This window comes from Pseudomonas sp. GM74 (assembly GCF_000282455.1).
In the GTDB taxonomy this organism is placed as follows: domain Bacteria; phylum Pseudomonadota; class Gammaproteobacteria; order Pseudomonadales; family Pseudomonadaceae; genus Aquipseudomonas.
Map to the genome: position 1 here is coordinate 19,403 of NZ_AKJG01000040.1, position 22,937 is coordinate 42,339.

Consider the following 22,937-nt stretch of genomic DNA (forward strand, 5'->3'; position numbering starts at 1 on the left):
ACAAAATCTCCGGTGTGGCTCAGAAGAGGTAGGTCAGGCTGGTGTACAGCTGATCGCGGTTGTGGAAGTAACCGAACATGGTGGTGCTGTCACAGGTCGCGGCGTTCGGCGCAGTGCACTTGTCACTGTTGCGCGACGCGTCGTCCCAAAAGGCGTCGTACTCGACCTTCCAGCGCCATTTGCTGGTCAGTTCGAATGTCACCGACGGCACGGCGAAGCCGCCGCCGTTGCTCAGGTCGGCGCCCAGTACCAGGTTCGGGTGGATGCGGCCGCTGCCGTAGCTGAGGTCGAAGATGGTAGTGGCGAGGACCGAGTGTTCCTTGACCTTGCCGCCCCAGCCGACGCTGTAGAGCAGCTGATCGTCCTTGTCGAAGTTCTGTACCCATTTGTCGAACAACTGCACCGAGAAGAACATTGGCTTTTCCGTGCCCAGCAGGGTCTGGGTGGCAGCGATGTTCTTGTCCATGCGAAGCATCATGGCAACCACGTCCTTGCGGGTGAAACCGTCGAAGCCGGGCGCAACGATCTGGCTGATCAGCGTTGGCGTGGAGAGTTCGATCTGGTAAGGCGCATCCTTGATGTAGGCCACCTCGGTGCTGAGCACCGCATCGGCCAGTTCTGAGTAGCGGCTGGCGCTGAAACCGAAGATATCGACGATCGGATAGATCACTTCGCCGGCGACGCCACGCGTCTGGTCGGTGCCATGGGTGACCGCGCCGGACGGCGTGTTCGGCTGGCCGATGATGGCGAGGTTGTTCGACGCATTGAGGATCGGCGAGTTGTAGAAGGTCTTCAGGTACGACAACGAGTAGTTGGTGTCGCCAACCATACCGCTCCAGCGCAAGCCACCGGTGAAATCGCGGTAGTCGCCCTCGTCGTTTTCAAAGTTGTACGGGTCAATGTTGCGAAAATCGACACCGGCATAGGGTTGGCTCGACCAGCGTCCGCCATAGATGTCGATCTCGGTGCCGATGTCCTCTTTGCGATCCAGGCCAGGGCGGACGAAGACTTCCAGGCCACCGTCCAGCTCGGGCACATCGACATTCATCTTGATGATGTTGTTGGTCTTGCGCAGCTCCTCGTTGGCTGGCTCGAGGAAGCTGCGCCAGGTGTAGTCGAAGCCATGCACCAGATCGTTGGCGGCGAAGAAATCGGTTTCGCCCCAGGCGATCTGCTGCTTGCCGATACGGAACGAGGTGCGCTCGCCAACCGGGAAGTCGACGTACAGCTCACGGATCTCCTGCTTGTTGTAGAGATCCATGATGTCGCCTTGGCCATCGGCGTGGTGGTAGTTGTTCGCGCCCATGTCCTCCAGATGTTCGAGGAAGCCGGTCTTGACCTCACGCGAGGCACGCAGCTTGGCGACGACCGAGACCTTGTCGGTGGCCTGCCAATCCAGATTGAGCCGCGCGGTGCTGCGCGCCATCGACAGTTTGCCCTTGTCGTTGTAGTTCGGTGTGTCCTCCCAGTTCTTGGCGTTCCACGACAGCTCTTCGCGCAGATAACCATCGTATTTGAAGCTGTCCTCAGCCAGCAGTGGCATGGCCAGCGTACTCAGCGCGATCGCTAAAGCGAGTTTGTCGATCGGTGCGCGCATGTGTGCGCCCGGGTTGCGGTGTTTACTCATGATGTCTCCCCAAGAGATGGTGGCAGCGAGGAACCGTTGGTTGTTGTTGTTTTGGGAATCTCGTCTCAGCTCAGCTGACACGCCGAAGCGGGTGCAGCGACCGATGCCTGTGACCGCTCGCCAAAGATGAAGCGCGGGCGGCACACATAGATCAGCGATGGCATGACGAATAACGCGCAGAACGCCGAGGCACTCAGCCAGATGGCCATGAGCAGGCCCATTTCCGCCTGGAAGCGCAGCGACGACATCCACCACAGCAGCGTGCTGAGAATCAGCACGCTGGCTGTGACGATCACACCCATACCGGCCGAATGCAGAGCTCTGCGGACCGCCTCCTCGGCACTGGCGCCAGCGGCGACTTCTTCCTTGATCCGGTCGGCGATGTAGAACGCGTAGTCCACACCCAGACCAATGCCGAGCGCAGCCACCGGTACGGTGTTGATGTTCATGCCGATGCCCTTCCAGGTCATGAAGGCGAAGGTCAGCATGTTGGAGATGATCACCGGGACCATGAACAGCATGCCGGCCATGCTGGAGCGGTAGACCAAGGTGCAGAGAACGGCGAGTACCAGCAGGGCAAGGGCGATGGCCTCGATCTGGCTGGACAGGATGATTTCGTTGATCGCCGCCATCACACCGACCAGGCCGCCCGCGAGTTGCCAGTGACCTTCACTGAGCGGATGGCTGGCGATGAACTCCTTGATCCGCTCCACGGCGGTCCGGATGGTCTCGCCCTGACGATCGCGGAACATCAGTGTCACTGAGCCGTTTGCGTACTGGTCATCGGCAAATCGCGAGGTATCGCCCGGCTCGGAAATCGAGTCGAGCATGGCCATCAGGCTGCCGTTGATGCCCTCGCTATCGGCCAATTCGAGGTAGCGTGGGTTGCCTTCGCGCAGGCTGCTGTTGACCAGCGGCAGCACGTCGGAGATCGAGACCGAGCCGCCGATCTCCGGTTGCGCTTCCATGAAACGCTGGAAGCTGTTCATCGCCTTCAGCGCGTCATTGCGCTTGACCAGACCGGCATGGCCGTCCTCGCCGAGCACCACGAACATCCGGTCGACCCCATCAAAGCGGGCGTTGATCGCAGCAGAGTCGAGGTTGTATGGCGAGTTCGGCCAGAGGATCGGCGAACCGGGGTTGGCGTCGCCGATCTTCAGGTTCAGCGAGTACACGCCGGCACTGAGCACCACCAGCAGGCTGCCACCGAGCACCCAGTAACGGGCTTTCGACAGGCTGACCCAAACACTCAGGTCGAGCACCTTGCGTAGTACCGGCAAGCAGTTGATCGGGTGCGCGGTGCCGTGCGGCTTGCGGATGAAAGACAGCAGCACCGGGGTGAGGATCACCGCGCTGATGGTCAGCGTCGACACCCAGACCACCGACAGCACAGTGAGTTTCTGCAGCATCGGAATCGGACTGAGTGCGACCACCGCCATACAGGCAGCATCGGCAATCACCCCGAGCATGCCAGGGCGGAACAGATCCGCCAGAGCGACCCGGGCGGCGATGCGGGAGATATCGGCACCGGGTGCAAGCAGCTCGATTTCGTCGTCGAAACGGTTGACGATCTGCACCGAGTGCGACACCGCCCGCGAGGTGATCAGCATCGCCACGACAATGACCAGCGGCTCGAAGTTGATGCCCAGCAGACGACAGATGCCCAGCGCCCACAGCGCACTGACCGCGCCGGCGAGCAACGGCAGGCTGACGCCACGCCAGGTACGCAGGAGAACGAAGAGCAGGATCAGGGTCAGCGTCAGGGCGCCGATCACCAATTGCAGGGTTTGCGGCAAGTAATGGCCAACCCACCCGTAAAGGATCGGGTCGCCGGCCACGCGAATTTTCACGCTGCCATCGTCGACCTTGGCGATCAGACCGCGGATTTCGCTGAACACCTTGGCGTAGTCGACCTGTTGGTCGATGAAGTCGACGGTGATCAGGGTCGCCTGCAGGTCCTTGGACACATACGGGCCATACACCAGCGGGTTACGCAGTACCGCCTGCTTCAGCTCGGCCATCGCCCCGGCGTTGGCCGGCAGGTCCGGCCACATCAGCGGGCGACTCTCGATGCCAACGGTGGAGGCACGTACCTCTTTGAGCTTCTTCGAGGCCAGAGAGGTGATCTGGTAGGGGTTGACCGCTGAGACTTCGCGCAGTCCAAGGGTGACATTGCGCACCTTATCGAGCACGTCGGTGCGGAAGATATCGCCCTGCTCGACCTCAAACATGATGGTGACCATGTTCGAGCCGCCGAAGGTGTCTTTGAATTTCTCGTGGGTCTGCACGTATTCGTGACGCGACGGCAGCATGTCCTCGAATACCGTGCGGACTTCGATGTGCAGGGCGAACCAGCCCAGCGTCAGGGTCAGTGCGAGCAGCACACCAGCCACCCAGGCGCGCCGGCGGATACAGAATTCGGCAATATGTTCGATCATGCTGTTTTCTCGGATGAAGTGGGCCATGACAGGGATCAGGGTTTCAGAGGCGACCAGCGCCGGCCGTTCCAGCGACCAAGGTCGGCGCCGGCCAGCCAGAGATCGTTGCCGACGGCCAGGGCACGGGTGTGCCAGGACAGGTTGCGGTCATCCAGAACGCCGACCTTCCAGCTGTCGGCCTCGCCGCTGCCGCTTACCCAACGCCCCAGCGAGCCGGTGGCGAACCAGCGAGCCTGGGTTGAGTTCCACAGCACGTCGAACAGGTGATCGCCTATGCCCAGGTCGATGTTCTGCCAATGCCGACCAGCATCGCTGGTCACCAGCAGCGCACCTTCCAGGCCGACCGCCACGCCATTCTGTGCATCGCGAAACTGCACCGACATAAGCGAGCTGGGCAGCGGCGCTTCGATTGCTTCCCAGTGCTGACCGAGGTCATCGCTGCGCAGGATGCGGCCGAACTCGCCGACCACCACCAGCCGACCGCCATCGAGGATGGCCACATCGTTCCAGGCCACGTCTTCTTCATCGCGCAAGCGCAGCCAGCTCTGGCCATAGTCATGGCTGATCAGCAATGCACCCATCTCGCCGGTGGCAATGGCCAGGCCGCCCGCAGCGATACGCACGCGGTTGAGCTTGTTGGCGATCTGCGAACGCGGCACATTGGCCACCGCTTGCCAGAGACGACCGCCATCCAGGCTGAACAGCACAACACCGTCGTTGCCGACCGCCACTGCATGGCTGCTGTCCCATACGGCGATGTCCTGCAGAGTGCGCTCGGTTGGCGTGGCCAGGTGGCGTAACTGGCCGTCCGCAGCGAAGGCGAGGATCTTGCCATTCGAGCCGCTGGCCCAGACTTCACCGTCCGGGGTCAGGGCCAGACCGTAGAAATGGTCCCGTCGCTCGAGCAGCGGCGGCGTCACCGTGGCGCCCACCGGCTGCGGTTTGATGAACAGACCGGCCCACAGCAGGCCGCCGATGATCGCCCACGGAAGCACCGCCATCAGGGCATGCAGGGCACGTTGACCGAGGGTCGCGGGCGACACCGGCAAGGCCGTGGTTTGATCGATTTTTATAAGTTTTGACATGGGTCGATTCCGCCGGGTTAGCGTCGTCTATGGCTGACGACTGAGGCAGTTCGACTCTAAAGTCATGGCCGAACAGGGGACTATCCCGGCACTGCCTGACTTGTCCCTTGGGCGCCGATTAATGTCGATGCGGGCATTTTTCGGAGCGACGGGCGCGCTGCGAACCGTTACCGGTCCGCCATACACCGCAGACGCGAATCACAGTCGAAAACGGCTCACCAAACCGTCAAGGCGGCCCGCCAAGGTCTGCAGGTGGTGACTGCGCTGGTGAACCTGGCCAGCACTCTGTGAAGCGCTTTGCGCGGAACTGGCGATGCTCACCAGGCTTTTCGACAGCTGTTCACTGGTGGTGGCCTGCTGCTCGGTAGCCGTGGCAATCTGTCGGCTCATGTCGCGCACCTGGCCAATCATTTCGGTGATGCGCTGCAGTGCCATGCCGGCCTCACGCGCGTTGACAACATTTGCCTGCGAGGTGTCGCGGCTCTTCTGGACCATCGCCACCACACTGCGCGTGCTGTCCTGGATCATGCCGATGCTCTTGCCGACTTCCTCGGTCGAGCTGTGCGTGCGCCGCGCCAGGGCGCGCACTTCGTCGGCAACGACGGCGAAACCACGGCCCTGCTCGCCGGCCCGCGCCGACTCGATCGCCGCATTGAGTGCCAGCAGGTTGGTTTGCTCGGCTATATCACGGATCACCGCCACCACTACGCCAATGGCCTGGCTGGCTTGGTCCAGTTGTCCGGTCAGCCGGGAAATCTGTCCGAGCATCTGCGCATCCTCGACGATGGCGCTGCTTAACCGGGCCACCGTGGCCTGCCCCTGCGCCACCGCCATATCGCCCTCTTGGGTGGCCTGCGCCGCCTGAACAGCATTGGCGGCCACCTCCTCTACGGTCACGGCCATCTGCTGCATAGCGGTGGCCAGCTGACCGATCTCATCTCGCTGGGTATCGACCACGACGCCGGTGGACTGGCTTTCCTGCTGCAGGCTGGTGGAGGTCTGTTGCAGGGACTCGCTGTTGCCTTTGATCTCTCCCACCAGGTCGGCCATGGTGCCAAGGAAGCCATTGAGTTCACGCGCCAGGGTTGCCAGCTCGTCGCGCCCCTTGACCGGCAGGCGCGACCGCAGGTCCGCCTCGCCCGAGGCCAACTGCGCAATGGCCTGCACCACTGCATTCAGCGGTCGCGCCATGGCTTGGCCAAGCAACAGGATCAGACCACCGACCAGCAGCACGGCGACGCTGCCGAGAATGAGCATCTCGATCGCGAGGGTCTTGACGCCACCGAGCACCGCCGCACTGGGCAGGGCGACTCCGAACGACCAGGGTGTAGCGGTATTGCCAATGACGACCGGCACCGCGAGCATGAAGACTTCTTCGCGCATCGCTGGCGAGACGAAGCGCAGGGACAGGGACTTGCCATTGCGCACCGCGTCGATCATCGACTGCAAGTGGTCGCCCAGAAAATCCGCTTCGGTATCGGCCGAACGGCGGCCCACACGCGTCGGATCAGGATGAGCGACCAGCGTCGTATCAAAGGCAGTCAGCGCCGCCAGACCTACATCCAAAGGGCGCAGTCGGGCGACTCGCCGCTGCAGTTGATCGGCATCCAGGCCCAAACCCAGTATGCCGATCAACTGCCCGTTCACGCGCACCGGCACTTGCGCGAGGATCACCGGTCGCGATGCAGAAAGGCCAGGTAACGCACGCGGCGGCGCGACACTTTCGCGCTCGCCACCCATAGTTCCCAGCGCCTCGCGTACCGCCTCACGCGAGGCGCCCGGGGCCGGCTGCACGCCCTGCTCGCCACGCAGCCAATACAGCGTGTCGCCGGTTTGCGCTGGTAACCACCAGGCGGCGCTTGCCTGCGGGCTGTTCTGCAACAACGATTCGAGCAACTGATCAGCGATGCGGCTGTCCACCAGCTTGCCGTCGACTATTTCCCGCGACAGCAGGTCAGCACTGGTCCGCACGCCTTGCAGCGCGCTGTCAAACCAGGCGGCAATCTCGGCGGCTTGTTGATGGACGATGGCGTCCACCGCGACTTCTGCCAGTGCCTCGGTAGAGGTGCGACTCGACTGGTAGACCAACAGTATCGTCGCCAGATAGATCAGCAGCGTCAGCGGCAGGATGGTGAACAGTAGTTTGTTCTTCAGGGACAGGTTGGCCAGCATGACGAACTCCTGTAGAGGGCGGCCAGGCCGAGAGTCCCTGGCCAACACGCTTGCGATGACCCACCGGCGAGCGACTGCCCGCCGGGGGAACCAGTACCCGGATCAGGACCTGGTGGTGGTCAGCAAGTCCAGCGCAACATCGACGATCATGTCTTCCTGACCGCCGACCATGCGCCGCTTGCCCAGCTCGACGAGGATGTCGAGGGTCTTGAGGCCGTACTTGGCGGCGGCGATTTCAGCGTGGCGCAGGAAGCTCGAATAGACCCCGGCGTAACCCAGCGCCAGGGTTTCGCGATCCACCCGCACCGGCCGGTCCTGCAGCGGGCGAACGATGTCGTCGGCGGCATCAAGCAAGGTGTAGAGGTCGGTGCCGAGGTTCCAGCCGAGGCGCTCGGCAGCGGCGATGAACACCTCCAGCGGCGCGTTGCCGGCACCGGCGCCCATCCCGGCCAGGCTGGCATCGATACGGTCGCAGCCCTCCTCCACCGCTGTGATCGAGTTGGCCACACCGAGGCTCAGGTTATGGTGCGCGTGCATGCCGGTTTCGGTTTCCGGCTTGAGCACCGCCTTGAACGCACGGAAACGCTCGCGCACGTCCTGCATGTTCATCGCACCACCGGAATCGGCCATGTACACGCACGTCGCGCCGTAGCTCTCCATCAGCTTTGCCTGGGCGGCCAACTGCTCGGCCGGGATCATGTGGCTCATCATCAGGAAACCGACGGTATCCATGCCCAGCTCGCGGGCGTATTCGATGTGCTGTTTCGAGACATCGGCCTCGGTGCAATGGGTGGCGATGCGCACCACCCGGGCACCGGCGTTGTAGGCTGCTTTCAGGTCATGCACGGTGCCGATACCGGGCAACAACAGGGTGGTGATTTTGGCGTGACTGATCACGTCGGCGGCGGCCTCGATCCATTCCAGATCGGTGTGCGCCGCGAAGCCGTAGTTGAAGCTCGAGCCTTGCAGACCGTCACCGTGGGCGACTTCGATCGAGTCGACCCTGGCCTTGTCCAGGGCACGGGCGATGTCTTGAACGTTCTGAATCGAGTACTGGTGACGGATGGCGTGGCTGCCATCGCGCAGGGTGACGTCGGAGATGTAGAGTTTTTTACCGTTCATGAAATTCTCCTCAGGCCTGTTGCATCGACTGCGCCATGCGCTCGGCAGTGGCCAAGGCAGCGGAGGTCATGATGTCGAGATTGCCGGCGTAGGCCGGCAGGTAATGGGCGGCACCTTCGACTTCGAGGAACACCGAGGTCTTGAGGCCCGAGAATTTGCCGAGGCCAGGAATGTTCAGTGGTGCGTCTTCAGGGATGACGTCGAACTGGACCTTCTGCTTCAAACGATAGCCCGGCACATAGGCCTGCACGGCGGCGGCCATCTCTTCGATGGAGGTCTCGACCTTGGCTTGGTCGGCCGCCTCGGACAGCACGAACACCGTGTCGCGCATCATCAGTGGCGGCTCGGCCGGGTTCATGATGATGATCGCCTTACCCTTGGCCGCGCCGCCGATCAATTCAATGGCCCTGGAGGTGGTCTCGGTGAACTCGTCAATATTGGCGCGGGTGCCGGGGCCGGCGGATTTGCTGGCGATCGAGGCGATGATCTCGGCGTAATGCACCTTGGCCACGCGCGATACCGCCGCGACCATCGGGATGGTTGCCTGACCGCCGCAGGTGACCATGTTGACGTTGAACTGGTAGAGGTTCTGTTCCAGGTTGACCACTGGCACACAGTACGGGCCGATGGCGGCGGGTGTCAGGTCGATCAGGCGGATGCCGGGTTTGATCGAGCGCAGAAACGCATCGTTCTTCACGTGAGCGCCGGCCGAGGTGGCATCGAAAACGAAGTCGATGTCCTTGAACACGTCCATGCGGGTCAGGCCCTCAACGCCTTCATGGGTCGTGGCCACACCCATACGTTGAGCACGGGCCAAGCCGTCGGAGGCCGGGTCGATACCGACCATGACCGCCATTTCCAGATACCTGGCGTTACGCAGGATTTTGATCATCAGATCGGTGCCGATGTTGCCGGAGCCGACGATGGCGACTTTGAGTTTTTTCATGGTGTTTACCTTTTGTGCACGCAAGTCGCCGATCACTCGGCGCTACTCTCTACCTTGAAGTCCACACCGACACGGCCGATACCTTCGATCTCGGCCTCGAATCGATCACCCGCTACTACCGGTACCATCGGCCCCAGCGCGCCAGTGAGAATGATGTCGCCGGCCTTGAGCGGTTCACCCAAACGCGCCATGGTCCGAGCCAGCCAGACCGCGGCATTGAGCGGATGGCCCAGACACTCGGCGCCGCTGCCGCTGGAAACCTCTTCACCGTTGCGGGTCATGCGCATGCTTGCCAGACGCAGGTCGAGGCCTTCCAGGCGACGGGCTGGACCGCCGAGCACGAAGCAGCCACTGGAGGCGTTGTCAGCCACGGTATCGACGAAGCGGATGTTCCAGCCCTGGACCCGACTGCCAACGATTTCCAGTGCCGGGATGACCCAGCCGGTGGCCGTCATCACGTCGGCAAACGTGGTGTCGAGGCTTGGCAGGTCGCGCTCCAGGATCAGCGCGATCTCGGCTTCGATCTTCGGTTGCAGCACACTGGCGAACGGCACCACCTGGTTGTCGCCGTAGCACATGTCGGCGAACAAAGTGCCGAAGTCCGGCTGATCCACACCCAATTGACGTTGCACCTTGGGATTAGTCAGGCCGATCTTGCGGCCGACCACACGCCGACCGCTGGCCACGGCATGGGCGACGTTGAGTCGCTGGATGGTGTAGGCGGCCTCGGCGTTGTTTTCGCCAATCTGCTCGCGCAGCGGTTCGATCGCTTCACCGCTGGCCTGGGCCTGGCGCAAGGCGCTGGCCAGTTGATCCAGGGTCTGTTGGGTAACACTCATAACTCACCTCAGAGATTGCGCGCTGCTCAAGCTTCGCCCGATACCCTGCCAAGAGGGCATCGAGCATGCCTGGCGCTGGAGTGGGAGGAACCGAAGTCCGCCAGCGCCAGGTGCCCGATCAGCGGCTCAGGAAATCCAGCACCATGCGGTTGAAGGTGTCGGCGTGCTCCCATTGCGCCCAGTGGCCGCAGCTGTTGAACACGTGCAGTTCGGAATTGGGGATGCCGGCGATCAGGCGCAGGCCGGTGTCCATCGGCACGAAGCGATCGTTACGCCCCCAGATAACCAACGTCTGCGCCTTGATTTCGCCCAGGCGCGGACCGAAGTCAGGGAACTGTTTCGGATTGATGGAATGGCTCTCGACGAAATTTTCCAGGTGGTCCCGACGTGACAGCATGTTGTCCAGGCGAGTCTGGAACAGCTCTTCAGTGAGGTCGCTGGTGTCGAAGACAAAGACGTTCATCATCTTCTTCAGGTTCTCGACGGTCGGCTCGCGGTACAGCCCCTGCAGCAACTTGATGCCTTCAGTCGGCATTGGCACAAACGAACTCGCACCACCGGTACCGCCGCCCATCAGCACCAGTTTGCCGACCCGCTTCGGGTTGGCCAGAGCGAAGGCGACAGCGCTGTGCCCCCCCATGGAGTTGCCGAGAATATGCACTCGCTCAAGGCCCAGCACATCGAGCAGGCCTTCCAGCACACGGGCATTAAGATCCGAGCGTGAGCCGGTGCAAACGATGGAGTCGCTCTTGCTCCAGCCAGGGCAATCCATGAGGATCACCCGGTAGCCGGCCTCGACCAATGGCTCGATGTTGCGGTTGAAGTTGGCCCAGCCGCTGGCGCCCGGACCAGAACCGTGCAGCATCACTACTGTCTCGGCGCCTTGGCCGCAGTCGTTGTAATGGATGTTCAGCTCAAGATCGCCTTCGTTGATACGAGCGAACTTGCTGCTGGACGCTTCGGTCAGGGCTTGGGATGTTTCTCTCATTGGCTAACTCCTTGAGTTCAGAGAATGGCATTACGAAGTCGCTTCAGACCGACGGTTTGGCACTGAGCGAGCCGAAGCCTGCGATCCATTCGGGAATCGGGCGGTAGTAACGGTCGTTTGCCTGATAGGGACCAAAGGCGGAGAGCGCGGCGAAAGCCGCCACCCAGGTTTTCACTTCGTGAGTGGATTTACCGGCGAGCGCAGACAGCTCGGCATTGCCCAATCCGTCCAGTTCGGCAAGGCGCCCTTCGGCCAGAATGTCGAGGAACTGCTGATCCCATTCCGGGTTGAGCGGGTGCAGCGAGCTCGGGTCTTCGATGAAGCGTTGAGCCGCGAGGATGACCCGCTGCTGGCGCGCTTCACGTTCATCGGCCGGCAGGTTTCGGCCGCTGCCCATCAGCCGGTCGGCCATGCGGGCATCCACTTTGGCCAGCTCCGGTACCGGTGGCTGATGCGACAGACCGCCGGATGCAAGGAACAGGACCCGTTTATTCAGCGTTCGGGCAAAAGTCCCGATGGCCTCGCCGAACAGGCGGGCCCGCTGGAAACCCGGCAGCGGGATGGCCACCGAGTTGACGAAGACCGGGATTACCGGGCAACGCTCGAGCCCACCAAGCAACAACTCCAGCGGTTGGGCAAAGCCATGATCGACCTGCATGCAGTAGGAAACGGCCGTGTCCACACCCGCATCGAGTACCGCCGTGGCGCAGGCCTCGGCCAGATCTCTGGGTACACTGAGCGGACCGGCAGCGGTGCCGAAGTCACCGATGGCATGGGCGGCCATGCCAATGCAGAACGATGGCATCACGTCATAGAAAAAGCCGTTGTAGTGATCCGGTGCGAACAGGATCACCAGCTCCGGATCGAACTGTGTGATCCGCTGCCGGGCGTCGCCCACCACGCCATCGACCTCGGCCAGAACCGCTGGAAGCGGGTCGACATGACCGACCAGTGGGGTATGCGACAGGCATTGCAGATAGGCACTCACTTCAGGCCACCTTGCTTACACGAAAGGGTGACTCGGTACGTCGCATCATTCATGAGCGATCAACTCCGTAGCAGACATCAGTAACCAACCTTGATTGGCGCTCTGGTTTCGTCGGTTGGCATCTCACGCAAAAACTTCGTCCGGCAAGACACCTGGTCGTCTGTGCTCATTTCCAACTGCGATCCCAATACGTCGCCATAGACATGACCCGATCATAGGAAGCTCTCCCGGCATCGGCGCTCCAATGGGTTACGCCGTTATCCCGACAGCGCAAAAAACTGCGCCAAAGAACGACTTTTCTTTGGACGAAAAAAATGGACCTCTTTTCAGAGATCCATTTTTTAATGGACCGCGCTTGCGTTAGGCGAAGTCGATAAGCGGATCAGTGCTTCATGCAGTTATCGAGGCTCCAGCCGTACAGCCACTGTATGGCGTCGTAGAACTGCTCCTGCGTACGTCCTTCCCATAGCTGGTTGCGCACCTGACGCTCGACACCTTTGGCGTGGTAGAGGCGTCCCATCTCACGGGCTGACCAGAGGATGCGGGCGGTGCGTGGGATACGGATGGTTTCGTACAGACGGAAAGCAGCTTGCAGGTCGAAGTTGCATTGCTTGACGGCCTGCCCCAGTACCACGGCGTCCTCCAGTGCACTGCAGGCGCCTTGGGCCAGGTATTGGGTCATGGGATGCGCGGCATCGCCGAGGATGGTCACACGACCTTCGCCCCAGTTTTCCACCGGGTCGCGGTCAGCCGTGGCCCAGCGCCGCCAGGAGGACGGACGGTCAAGCATTTGCCGTGGACGCGGGTGAATACCCTCGAAGTAGCTCAGTACTTCCTCTTTGCTGCCTTCGGTAACGCCCCACTCTTCCTGTTCCTTGCTGTGGAAGGTGACGACCAGGTTGTATTGCTTGCCACCACGCAGCGGGTAATGCACCAGGTGGCAACGCGGGCCTGCCCAGAGCATCGGCGCGTTGACGCGCAAGTCCTCAGGCATATCCTTTTCCTCGACCACCGCGCGGTACACCACGTGCCCGGTCACACGCGGCGGCTCGCCATGCAGCGCATCGCGAACCACCGAGCGCACTCCGTCGCAGCCGATCACGGCATCGGCGCGGTAGGTATTGCCGTGACTGTCGGTCAGCGTTACGCCATCGGCGTCCTGCTCTAGGTTTTTAATGCAGACCGAAGTTTTGAACTGAATCAGCGGGTTGTTTTGCACCACTTCAAGAATCGACAGATGAATGTCGACACGGTGGATTACTCCATAGGGGTTGCCAAAGCGATTGCGGAACGCTTCACCGACATCGATGCGAGCGACTTCGTGGGCATCGATTGCATCCATCATGATCAGATGATCAGTGAACACCGAGCGACTCCGTGCGGCCTCGCCCGCTCCCAGAGCGTCGAGCGCCGCATAGGCATTCGGGCCAAGCTGGATGCCGGCACCGATCTCGCCGATATGGTCAGCCTGCTCCAGTAGCAGTACCGCAATACCCTGCTGGGTCAATGCCTGGGCAGCGGCGAGGCCACCGATGCCTCCACCGACGACGATAACCGACTGTTTTTTATCTTGTGCAGTCATGATTCCGGTCTCCAAATATGTTGCTGAGCAGGCTGCATGGATGGGCAGCGAAGCCTGCCGATTAGTTATGCAATGAAGTCGGGCTGCCGTGCAGGTGCAGCAGCCAGAAATGCAGGCAGCTCCAGGCAATGGCGATACACCGCCATCACCCGCGGGTAAGAGGAAAGGTCACAGCCCATGCGCTCGGCATTGGCCACTTGCGGTATCAGGCAGCAGTCGGCGAGGCCAGGCTCGTCACCCATGCAGTAGTTGCCGCTGCCATGGCGTTGCAGCAGTGCTTCGACGGCGGCCAGACCTTCGGCCACCCAATGTTTGTACCAGGCAGCCTTTTGTTCAGCGGTGACGGCCAATACGTTCTGCAGATAATTGAGCACCCGTACGTTGTTGATCGGATGGATATCGCAGCCGATCAGGTTGGCGATTTCCAGCACGAGGGCACGCTGCAGAGCATCGGCCGGGATCAGCCGTGGGTCGGGGTACTGGCTGTCGAGGTAGTCGATGATGGCCAGGGATTGGGTCAACAGAGCGCCATCGGCATCGAGCACCGGCACACCGCCAATCGGACTGCGCTCGCGATGTTCGCAACTGTACTGTTGACCGACCCGCAGGTTGATGCCCTGGTAGTCGTAGGGCAGCTCCTTCAACGCAAGCGCGATACGCACCCGGTAAGAGGTGGAGCTATTGAAGAAACTGTAGAGCTTCATAGTGACTGTACCTATGGCAGATCAATGAACGACGATTGAGGTCTGCTGCAGCGAGCGGCTGTAGCGTAGGCCCATCAGAAATATCGCCGCGCTTGCCAGCACGGCGGGCACCATCAGGAGGGTGAAGACGCCGCTAAAACCCATGCCCATGCCTAGCATCCAGCCACCGCCGAGGGTGCCGAGAACCGCGCCGATGCGGCCGACACCATGGGCCCAGCTGACCCCGGTGGCACGCATGGTGGTCGGGTAGAAGCCGGCAGCCAGCGCATTGGCCCCGACTTGCGATCCACTGATGCAAAAGCCCATGCCGAACACCCCGAGAACCAACAGGATGTACCGATCATGGAAGAGACCGATCGACATCAGGCAGAAGGCGCCTGCGATGTAGGCGCAGACCAACACCCAGAATGGGTTGCAGCGATCCATGGCCCCACCCAGGACAATAGCGCCCACGGTGCCGCCAACCTGAAACATGGCGCTGATCAGCGCTGCCTGGCTGAGCTGCAGGCCGGTATCCTTGATCAGGATCGGCAGCCAACTGGTCATCATGTAAATGATCAGCAAGCTCATGGAGAATGAACTCCACAGCAGCAGGGTTCCCATGCGATGGCTACCGCTGAGAATCTGGTGGATCGGCGACTGGCGAGTGTTGGATTCACCGATTCCATCGTGAATCTCATAGCTGAGGTTGCTTGCCAGCGGTTGTGCCGAGATACGTTGCAAAATGGCGCTGATCCGCGCCGCAGGCGCCGAGCGCTGCACCAGGAATCGCACCGACTCAGGCAACAGTACAAACAGAAATGGCAAACACAACAGCGGTAACAAGCCGCCAAGAAACAGCATGCTGCGCCAACCGAACACTGGGACCATCTGAGCGGCTACTACCCCCCCGAGCGCTGACCCCAGGGTGAAGCCGCAGAACATGGTGGTGACCATCAACGAGCGACGGCGTTGCGGGCAGTATTCGGAGGTCAGGGTGATCGCATTGGGCATGGCGCCACCCAAGCCAAGTCCGGTAAGAAAGCGCATGGCGGTCAGGCTCAGGACATCTTGTGACGCACAAGCGGCCAGGCTCCACCCACCGAAGAATAAAACGGAAATCAGCAATATGGTTTTGCGACCGAAACGGTCAGCCAAGGGGCCTGCGATGAAAGCCCCCAGCATCAGGCCGAGCAAAGAAGCGCCCAGTACCGGGTTGAGTTGCGCAGGCGTCAAACCCCATTCGTCGCGCAAGGCCGGGGCGATGAAACCGACGGCGGCAGTGTCCAGACCATCGATGGCCGTCACCAGAAAGCACAAGCCCAGAACCAACCACTGAAAGGGGCTGACCGGCCTGGTGTCGATGAAGTCCTGTACATCCACACTATTATTTTTATCCGTGGAAGACATAAGCGAATCCTCCGGGCCCGCGCAATGCGGGCCACGTATTGGCCTTCAATCCGGGGCCGGCGGCGTGGAGCCGGCCCCGGAGCGGGTTAAACGACGTCGACCTGGATCTCGCCCAAGCCTTCTACGCCACCGGTCATGCGCTCGCCGACCACCACCGGGCCCACACCTTCCGGTGTACCCGTCATGATCAAGTCGCCAGGCTGCAGTTCGAAGAAGCGCGAGAGATAGCTAATGGTTTCCGGGACAGACCAGATCAGCTTGTCGATATCGCTGCGTTGCTTGTCAGTGCCATTGACCTGCAGCCACAGACCGGCCTTGCTCGGGTGGCCAATCTGGCTGGCCGGGTGCAATGGACCGATCGGAGCCGAGGCATCGAACGCCTTGCCGATTTCCCAAGGGCGGCCCATTTCGCGCATTTTCATCTGCAGGTCACGGCGGGTCATGTCCAGGCCAACGGCGTAGCCATAGACATAGTCGTTGGCCTGCTCCAGCGGAATATCGCGACCTGCCTTGCCAATGGCCACAACGAGCTCGATTTCGTAGTGATAGTTGCTGGTTTCAGCCGGATAAGGCAGTTCCAAGGGCTGGTAATAAGCCACCGGCACCACGGAGTCGGCCGGTTTGCAGAAAAAGAACGGCGGCTCGCGGTCGGGATCAAAACCCATTTCCCGCGCATGAGCGGCGTAGTTACGGCCGACGCAATACACCCGGCGCACCGGAAAAGTGTCAGTGCTGCCATTGATCGACAGTGCAGTAACCGCTTGAGGCTCGACAACGTAAGTCATGCTCGACTCCTGATAGAAACGAATTCGGGATTAACGGGTTTCACGGGATTCGCGAAGAATGCCCAGCGCTTCCTGGACCGGTCGGTCAGAGAAGCTGAACAGCACGCAGTCTTCATCGGTCTGAAAATTCACCGCCGCCCAACTCGGCACAACGAAGATGTCGCGGGCTTCGAACTCATGGCGCTGTCCGGCGATATTGACGCTGCCCCGGCCTTCCACGACCGAAAAAACCGTGGCATCGGTATTGCGGTAAGTCTGACCACGGAAACCTCGCGGCAGAATTTGCATGAAGGTCGCAATGGTCGGCATCGGCCAGCCGCCGGTAAGCGGATTCACGTAGCGCAGCTTCACCCCATCCCACGGATCGACCTGATCCTGGCGCAGCAGGATGTCGAGCGCCTCGCGAGTACGGGCATAGGGGTAGTTGAATACAGGCGAAGTTCGCGAACTGGATTCATGGCGCATCGGCAGTAAATTCATGCCATAGCGCGCGTAGCTGTTGCCTTCGGGGCGGGTCAGTGGCTGAACCGGCTCCTCGTAGTTTTCGGCGAATCCAGCGCCAAAAAAACGCACCATGGGAATGTCCAGACCGTCGAGCCAGATCACCGGCTCGCCGCCTTCGGCTTCAGTCGGGTTGCCATGGTCATGCCAGGTCCAGGAGGGTGTGATGATGAAGTCGCCGGGCTCCATGGTCGTGCGTTCGCCGTCGACTGCCGTAAACGCCCCGCGACCTTCGACGACAAAGCGCAGCGCTGATTGACTGTGGCGGTGACTTGGGGCGATCTCACCCGGCAGGATCATTTGCAGTCCGGCGTACAGGCTCGAGGTAATCGAAGCCGAGCCACGGATGGCAGGATTCTCCAGGACCAGAACGCGACGAACCGCTTCTTCTGCCGAGATCAAACGACCCGCTTCAGTCAGATAAGGACGCAATTCCCGATAACGCCATAACGCACCGACACAGGCATCGGCAGGCTCTTTGGGAACCAGATTGTGCAGTTGCTCCCAAAGCGGGAAGAGATGATGCTTGTCGATGCGCTGGTAAAAATCGGCACGCACATCGTTGATTTTGTTATTCATCAGGACACCCTGGCGAGTTAGCCGAAGGTCAAACCCTTTAGTCGGGTAAACGCTTCGAAGAGCGGTTTCCATGCGAGGTAGAAACCGTTGCCCGACGAATTATCCTGCAGCATCACATATCCTAATAATGCTATTTTACGATCAATCCATGCTAATAAATGTATAGGTAAAAAGATGGACTGGACCCGCCGACTACGACTCAGTCACCTGCAATTGCTGATCAGCCTGGCTGAGACCGGAAGTATCAGTGAGGCTGCACGGGTGACTTTCACGACTCAGCCGGCCCTTTCGAAATGGCTGAAGGAACTGGAGGATAGCGTTGGCGCGCCCTTATTCGAACGCCATGCCCGCGGGCTCAAACCGACCTCTCAAGGGCACATGTTGTTGGGTCATGCACGGCGGGTCTTGAGTGAAATGGACCGGGCCCAGCAGAATCTGGCCGCCATGCAGGAAGGCAGTTCGTATCGTGTTGCCATCGGCACATCACCCGCTTCTGCGCCTAACCTGGTGCCAGCGGCGATCATCCAGTTTCTGCGTTTACATCCCAATGCACAGGTGGAGCTTCAGGAAAACACCATGAATGTGCTGCTCGAGCGACTGGAGCAAGGGCAACTGGACCTGGTGGTTGGCCGCTTCGACAATTTCGCCCCTCGTCACAGTCTGTGCAGCGAACTGCTGTATGAAGAGACCATGCGGGTGATCAGCAGGCCGGGGCACCCGTTGACCAGCCAACCTTCACTGGACTGGGAGGCATTGCATGCCTTCGACTGGATTATGTGGCCGGTGGGCACGCCGATTCGCAGCAAGCTGGACATCACCCTGACCAACGCCGGTCAACGGCCTTTGCCCTATCGGGTGGAATCATCCTCGCTGATTGCAAACCTGTGGCTGCTGCAATTGAGCGACATGCTCTCGATCGCCTCGGACCGCGTGGCCGACCACTTCACCCAGCGCGGCCTGATCGTCCCGCTGGAATTTGAACTCGATGCCCTGGGCACATTAGGAATGTGCTGGCGCAAAGGTACAGAGAGCGACCAGGGGATCGCCGATCTGCTCGATAGCCTGCGCTACGCGTCAGCCAATCAGATCGAGTTTCCGGATGCTCGCTGAATAAGGTGCTGTAGTGTCCTGTTAGCCACCACGTCATAGCTCGAGTTGCAGACACAAGCGTCGCGCTTGCGTGCGTACTGAGCAAAAAGTCCTTGAACCGCTGCACCAGGCTTTCCAGGATTCCGGGGCTGTAATGCTGACGATCCCACGCACCGTGCAGGGTAGTCGCCACAAGCTAACCCCAATGGACAAGAGTTGGAGAAGACTGCCTGTCGAGCCGACAACCAGGTCCATCCCCGCCCTCCATCGCCAAATTTCCTGCGGGGGACATTGGCACCCAGAAATCTTGCGTCCATCTCCTCCGGAAGAGGTGAGGATTCCACCCAGAGCCAGTCGTTTTGTAGGGGTAAAAACGCCTAAAAACAAAAAGGGGTCGCGAGATAAAATCTCGCAACCCCTTGAATTATATGGTCGGGACGGAGTGATTCGAACACTCGACCCCTAGCACCCCATCTCCTTTTTGATACTTCTTGAAAGCTTCCAAAATTTTACTCTGGATTTTTCCAAGCTCGGATTCACTTGAGCTCCAGCGGTGTTCTGCTCTACGAGAGTTCAGTAACGTCCATCAAGAGCCGACGTTTTTGTGGGGGTAAAAGTAGGGGGAGTCCATTTCATGACCAAAAACTGCCATCAAAGAACTCGAGTCGCTGACCGCTGAAGATGCCAGCCGGATCCTTAGGGAAGATGGCAATCAGAGCTGTTCTTTTCATACCAGTCGAATGAGCAGCAAGACCAAGAGCACGTTCAATACGGCCAGCGAACTCAGGCCTGCAAGCACACCGCCAGCGCCCCAGGTCTGCAACAGATAACCGCCTGCAAGGGGGGTCAAGGCTTGTCCTATGAGCGAAGGCCGAGCCATGCGCCCCATCAGCAAAACATAATGGGTGGGCGACATGAGGGCCAATGGCAGTAGTCCTCGAACGATCGCCCGCAAGCCATTACCCGCTCCATAGATCACCAGACCCAGCGCGGTCATTGCCGGAGAGATGGTCACAAACAGCAGACCAATTGCCACGAACACCACAGAGATCAACGTCGTCCAGATAGGATGTCGCTTTCGCGAAAACACTTGTAGAACACGTGATCCTACCTGGCTCGGCCCCAGTAACACGCTGAGTCCGATGGCGGCTGCAAGTGAGTAACCCTGCCCCTGCAACAATGAAATCAGCTGGACCGACATCGCCGTCATGATCACCGCGCCCAACGCAAAAATCAGCGTAAGCAACAGGTAGGTCCGCCGGTCGATTGAGTGACTTTCGCCACCCACTGCCTGGCTTTTCATGAGTGGTCCCGCGCCCCGCGCCAGCACCCAGAGATAAAGCGGCGCCACGGCAATGACCAATAACACTCCATAAGCCACGCACGTCGTGCGCCAACCAACGTGTTCGATGACCAGCGCAACCGCGGGCCATGACAGCGTTGTCGCAAACCCTGAAATAAGCGTGATGCCGGTAATCGCACTGCCCGCTCGCTCCCCGTAGAGAGAACCTAAAGCGGCGAATAGCGCTTCATACAGCCCTAGCGCCATACCGATGCCAATTACAGCCCAAGACAAAAGAAACATCGGCAACGAGGTCGAGTTGGCCATCAGAAACAACCCGATGGCAACGCCTACGCCACTACTGGCCAGAATGGGACGGCCACCGTACCGAGCGATAAGGCGGCTGGTCAACGGCGCCAGCACCGCGGAAACCAGAATACTCAGAGATAGCGCGCCATATACCCATTGGCTGGCCCAACCGGTCTCTTTCATGATCGGATCGGCCATGACGGCCATCAGGAAGAACGAACCTCCCCAGACCAGAACTTGCAGCATCCCCAAAATAAAAATGCCGAATACACCAGGCAGTCGCGTTTGTTGTTTCAAGACAGTGTCATCAGCGGTGAGAAAAAAAGCGGAAGTAGTGAGCCGTTACCCAACTACGATCCAGTGGGTAATTCATCAGCAAGCCATCGGGTCAGCAGCTGCGTCGTCAACTGCGGATGCTCGAGCGGTGGCAGATGTCCACATTCAACCAGCACAACCAGACGTGAATGTGGTATGCCCCGATGAATTTCTTCGGACTCTGCCGGAGGGGTGATTTCGTCGTTTTGCCCCACAACAATCAACGTAGGCACTGCAATCGTTTCGAGCATAGGTCGATAGTCCGCACGCTCGATGATCGCCTGTTGCTGACGAACGAAACCTTCTTTGCCAATCGCTTGCGCCATCGCCTGAACGGTATCCGCAATGGGTGTACCGATGCAGCGTGGATGCATGAGCCTGGGTAGCAATTGCGGCGTCACGCCTTTGAACCTGCCCATTTGAGCAAGTGCCAGCAAACCACGTCGTGCCTTGGCTCTGGCTTCATCGTCGGGGCGCACCATGGTGTCCCACAGGGCCAGTTTCATCACCCGTTCAGGCGCTTGCCGCATGATTTCCATGGCCACATACCCGCCCATGGACAAGGCTGCGAGTGCAAAGAACGGTGGCGCCTCATCCAGTGTTCGTTCCGCCATCTGCGCAATGCTGGCATCGAGAGAAACATCTGGAATGTAGATGGCTGTCGAGTGTTCCAAGGCCGACTTTTGGTGTGCCCACAGACGCTCATCGCAGAGCAATCCGGGTATCAGCACAAGCGGCATGTTGTTGAAAGCCAACAGGGGTCTCCCTCGAAAGGTTTGGTCAAGGATGGGCAGCTAATGCACAGGGACGGGGCACACGGGCTAACAGAATGGCCTTTGGCTCAAAGCATGTGTCCGGCCCAGATATTGCGATTGACCAGATCAGTGGCAATCTCGATGAAGGCATCCCCGACAAATTTGGCAGCCGGACTGACACGCCTGTCGGCAGGAAAAACCTGAACAAGTTTGCGCATGGGAATGGGGTCGACCAAAGGGGCTGCACTGAGCACACCAGCTTCGATTTGCGCGTAAATTGATGCCAAAGGCAAAGCGGTCAAACCGAAGCCATTACGGACCAGGTCGATCATGGCGCCGAAGGAGTCTGCTTCAACGCTGGTCTTGAGCTTGATCCTGACCTCTCGCGCGCAATTATCCAGAATCACGCGAAGGCTATGTCGAGCGCTTGGCAATACCAATTGCTGCTCAGCCAATGACTCGAAGGACACCGGCGTATCAAGACGCAGGTTGGCGCTGGCGGGACCCACCAGCAGCAAATTTTCCATCATCACCGGCACGATACGCAGCGTATGCAACGGTTGGGGATCGTAAGAAATCGCCAGTTCCAATTCGCCACGCTGAACCCAATCCAGCAGATAGCCGCTGAAGGCTGAGGAAAACCTGACGGCGAGATTCGGATGCGCCTCTTTGATCTTGCGTACCAATGGAACGGTGACAATTTCCGCTACCGTCGGCGTCGTACCGATGACGACCGTTCCCCGAAAGGAGGACTTTCCGCCCACAACAGAACTTCGAATGGACTCCATTTCTTCCATGATTCGGGTGGCATGTGCCAGCACTTCACGGCCGGCATCGGTGATCTCCATGCCTCGCCCATGTCGATCAAACAGGTAGGTGCCGAGTTCCTTCTCCAACAATCGAATTTGCCGGCTAAGGGCCGGTTGCGCGATGTGAAGACGATCCGAGGCCTTGCTGAGACTACCCAGTTCGGCAACATGAATCAGGGTTTTGAGTTGAACGACATCCATTACCAGGCCAGTCAGCATCGGGCTCGGCGCGATATGCGTCGAAAGTGCTGTGAGTGTAATCGCATTTGCGCACCTTGGAATGCCCCGCAAACCGCGTGTCGTGAGGCCTCAAGGCTTTCGAGCCGGCTGCATCCCCCAGCCCGCAGGGGCTGCACGCCAAGCTATAAAATTTAGGTATATCAGTTAGGCCTGCCTCACGACTTATTCGCCTCCTGACTCTGCGGTAGCGTGCAATCAACGTCGGCGCCAAAGAGCGCTTGACTCACTACAAGAATAAGATTCGAGGGCTCGCGCCATGATGTTCAATGTTTCGTCTTACCTGACCTGTTTGATTTCCCCGGGCTACGTACAGCTCTCCACACTCGTGCATCCTCCCTCTCCCCTCCCTTCAGAAAACCCGGCCGTGAGCGGGCTCACGCCTCTTCGTTAAGC

18 protein-coding genes and 1 pseudogene are annotated in these 22,937 nt (G+C 60.0%); 1 reads left to right on the forward strand and 18 read right to left on the reverse strand.

The window, feature by feature from the left end; all coding sequences use genetic code 11:
- Positions 1–19: 19 nt before the first annotated feature.
- The 15 genes and pseudogenes from PMI34_RS21265 to gtdA form a co-directional block, all read right to left on the reverse strand.
- Entirely contained in the window at positions 20–1,627 is a 1,608-nt protein-coding gene (locus tag PMI34_RS21265; protein WP_008047633.1) for a DUF1302 family protein, read from the reverse strand.
- A 65-nt stretch (positions 1,628–1,692) separates the two neighbouring features.
- Positions 1,693–4,065 carry an efflux RND transporter permease subunit gene (locus PMI34_RS21260; RefSeq protein ID WP_008047634.1) on the reverse strand — a complete coding sequence of 791 codons (2,373 nt, stop codon included), beginning with the start codon at positions 4,063–4,065 and terminating at the stop codon, positions 1,693–1,695.
- 35 nt (positions 4,066–4,100) lie between these two features.
- Positions 4,101–5,150 carry a YCF48-related protein gene (locus PMI34_RS21255; protein ID WP_008047635.1) on the reverse strand — a complete coding sequence of 350 codons (1,050 nt, stop codon included), beginning with the start codon at positions 5,148–5,150 and terminating at the stop codon, positions 4,101–4,103.
- 198 nt (positions 5,151–5,348) lie between these two features.
- Positions 5,349–6,200, reverse strand: coding sequence for a methyl-accepting chemotaxis protein (locus tag PMI34_RS29665; protein ID WP_443216119.1), 852 nt, complete (start codon positions 6,198–6,200; stop codon positions 5,349–5,351).
- A 15-nt stretch (positions 6,201–6,215) separates the two neighbouring features.
- Positions 6,216–7,322: pseudogene (locus PMI34_RS29670) on the reverse strand (HAMP domain-containing protein); the annotation flags it as partial.
- Between the two features lie 102 nt (positions 7,323–7,424).
- Positions 7,425–8,444, reverse strand: a complete 1,020-nt coding sequence (gene dmpG, locus PMI34_RS21245; protein WP_008047637.1) for a 4-hydroxy-2-oxovalerate aldolase — start codon at positions 8,442–8,444, stop codon at positions 7,425–7,427.
- Between the two features lie 10 nt (positions 8,445–8,454).
- Positions 8,455–9,390, reverse strand: a complete 936-nt coding sequence (locus PMI34_RS21240) for an acetaldehyde dehydrogenase (acetylating) (protein ID WP_008047638.1) — start codon at positions 9,388–9,390, stop codon at positions 8,455–8,457.
- A 32-nt stretch (positions 9,391–9,422) separates the two neighbouring features.
- Positions 9,423–10,229 carry a 2-keto-4-pentenoate hydratase gene (gene mhpD, locus PMI34_RS21235; RefSeq protein ID WP_008047639.1) on the reverse strand — a complete coding sequence of 269 codons (807 nt, stop codon included), beginning with the start codon at positions 10,227–10,229 and terminating at the stop codon, positions 9,423–9,425.
- Positions 10,230–10,347: 118 nt separating this feature from the next.
- Positions 10,348–11,217, reverse strand: a complete 870-nt coding sequence (locus PMI34_RS21230; protein ID WP_008047642.1) for an alpha/beta fold hydrolase — start codon at positions 11,215–11,217, stop codon at positions 10,348–10,350.
- 43 nt (positions 11,218–11,260) lie between these two features.
- On the reverse strand, positions 11,261–12,205 hold the full coding sequence (mhpB, locus tag PMI34_RS21225) for a 3-carboxyethylcatechol 2,3-dioxygenase (RefSeq protein WP_008047644.1): 945 nt from the start codon (positions 12,203–12,205) through the stop codon (positions 11,261–11,263).
- A gap of 382 nt (positions 12,206–12,587) precedes the next feature.
- On the reverse strand, positions 12,588–13,787 hold the full coding sequence (locus PMI34_RS21220; protein ID WP_008047645.1) for a 3-hydroxybenzoate 6-monooxygenase: 1,200 nt from the start codon (positions 13,785–13,787) through the stop codon (positions 12,588–12,590).
- Positions 13,788–13,852: 65 nt separating this feature from the next.
- Positions 13,853–14,491: a maleylacetoacetate isomerase gene (maiA, locus tag PMI34_RS21215; protein ID WP_008047646.1), complete on the reverse strand. Its 639-nt coding sequence runs from the start codon at positions 14,489–14,491 to the stop codon at positions 13,853–13,855.
- 21 nt (positions 14,492–14,512) lie between these two features.
- On the reverse strand, positions 14,513–15,880 hold the full coding sequence (locus tag PMI34_RS21210) for an MFS transporter (RefSeq protein ID WP_008047648.1): 1,368 nt from the start codon (positions 15,878–15,880) through the stop codon (positions 14,513–14,515).
- A gap of 86 nt (positions 15,881–15,966) precedes the next feature.
- Positions 15,967–16,665, reverse strand: a complete 699-nt coding sequence (locus tag PMI34_RS21205; protein ID WP_008047650.1) for a fumarylacetoacetate hydrolase family protein — start codon at positions 16,663–16,665, stop codon at positions 15,967–15,969.
- A gap of 30 nt (positions 16,666–16,695) precedes the next feature.
- Positions 16,696–17,745: a gentisate 1,2-dioxygenase gene (gene gtdA, locus PMI34_RS21200; RefSeq protein WP_008047651.1), complete on the reverse strand. Its 1,050-nt coding sequence runs from the start codon at positions 17,743–17,745 to the stop codon at positions 16,696–16,698.
- 174 nt (positions 17,746–17,919) lie between these two features.
- Here gtdA and PMI34_RS21195 point away from each other — a divergent pair, with 174 nt between their 5' ends.
- Positions 17,920–18,855, forward strand: coding sequence for a LysR substrate-binding domain-containing protein (locus PMI34_RS21195; RefSeq protein WP_007992557.1), 936 nt, complete (start codon positions 17,920–17,922; stop codon positions 18,853–18,855).
- A 706-nt stretch (positions 18,856–19,561) separates the two neighbouring features.
- Here PMI34_RS21195 and PMI34_RS21190 read toward each other — a convergent pair.
- From PMI34_RS21190 to PMI34_RS21180, 3 genes are all read right to left on the reverse strand, one after another.
- Positions 19,562–20,671 (reverse strand): MFS transporter, encoded by a 1,110-nt coding sequence (locus PMI34_RS21190; protein ID WP_008047653.1) that lies wholly within the window; start codon positions 20,669–20,671, stop codon positions 19,562–19,564.
- Between the two features lie 104 nt (positions 20,672–20,775).
- Positions 20,776–21,495 (reverse strand): alpha/beta fold hydrolase, encoded by a 720-nt coding sequence (locus PMI34_RS21185; RefSeq protein WP_008047656.1) that lies wholly within the window; start codon positions 21,493–21,495, stop codon positions 20,776–20,778.
- 86 nt (positions 21,496–21,581) lie between these two features.
- Positions 21,582–22,523 carry a LysR family transcriptional regulator gene (locus tag PMI34_RS21180; RefSeq protein ID WP_008047657.1) on the reverse strand — a complete coding sequence of 314 codons (942 nt, stop codon included), beginning with the start codon at positions 22,521–22,523 and terminating at the stop codon, positions 21,582–21,584.
- Positions 22,524–22,937: the final 414 nt, after the last annotated feature.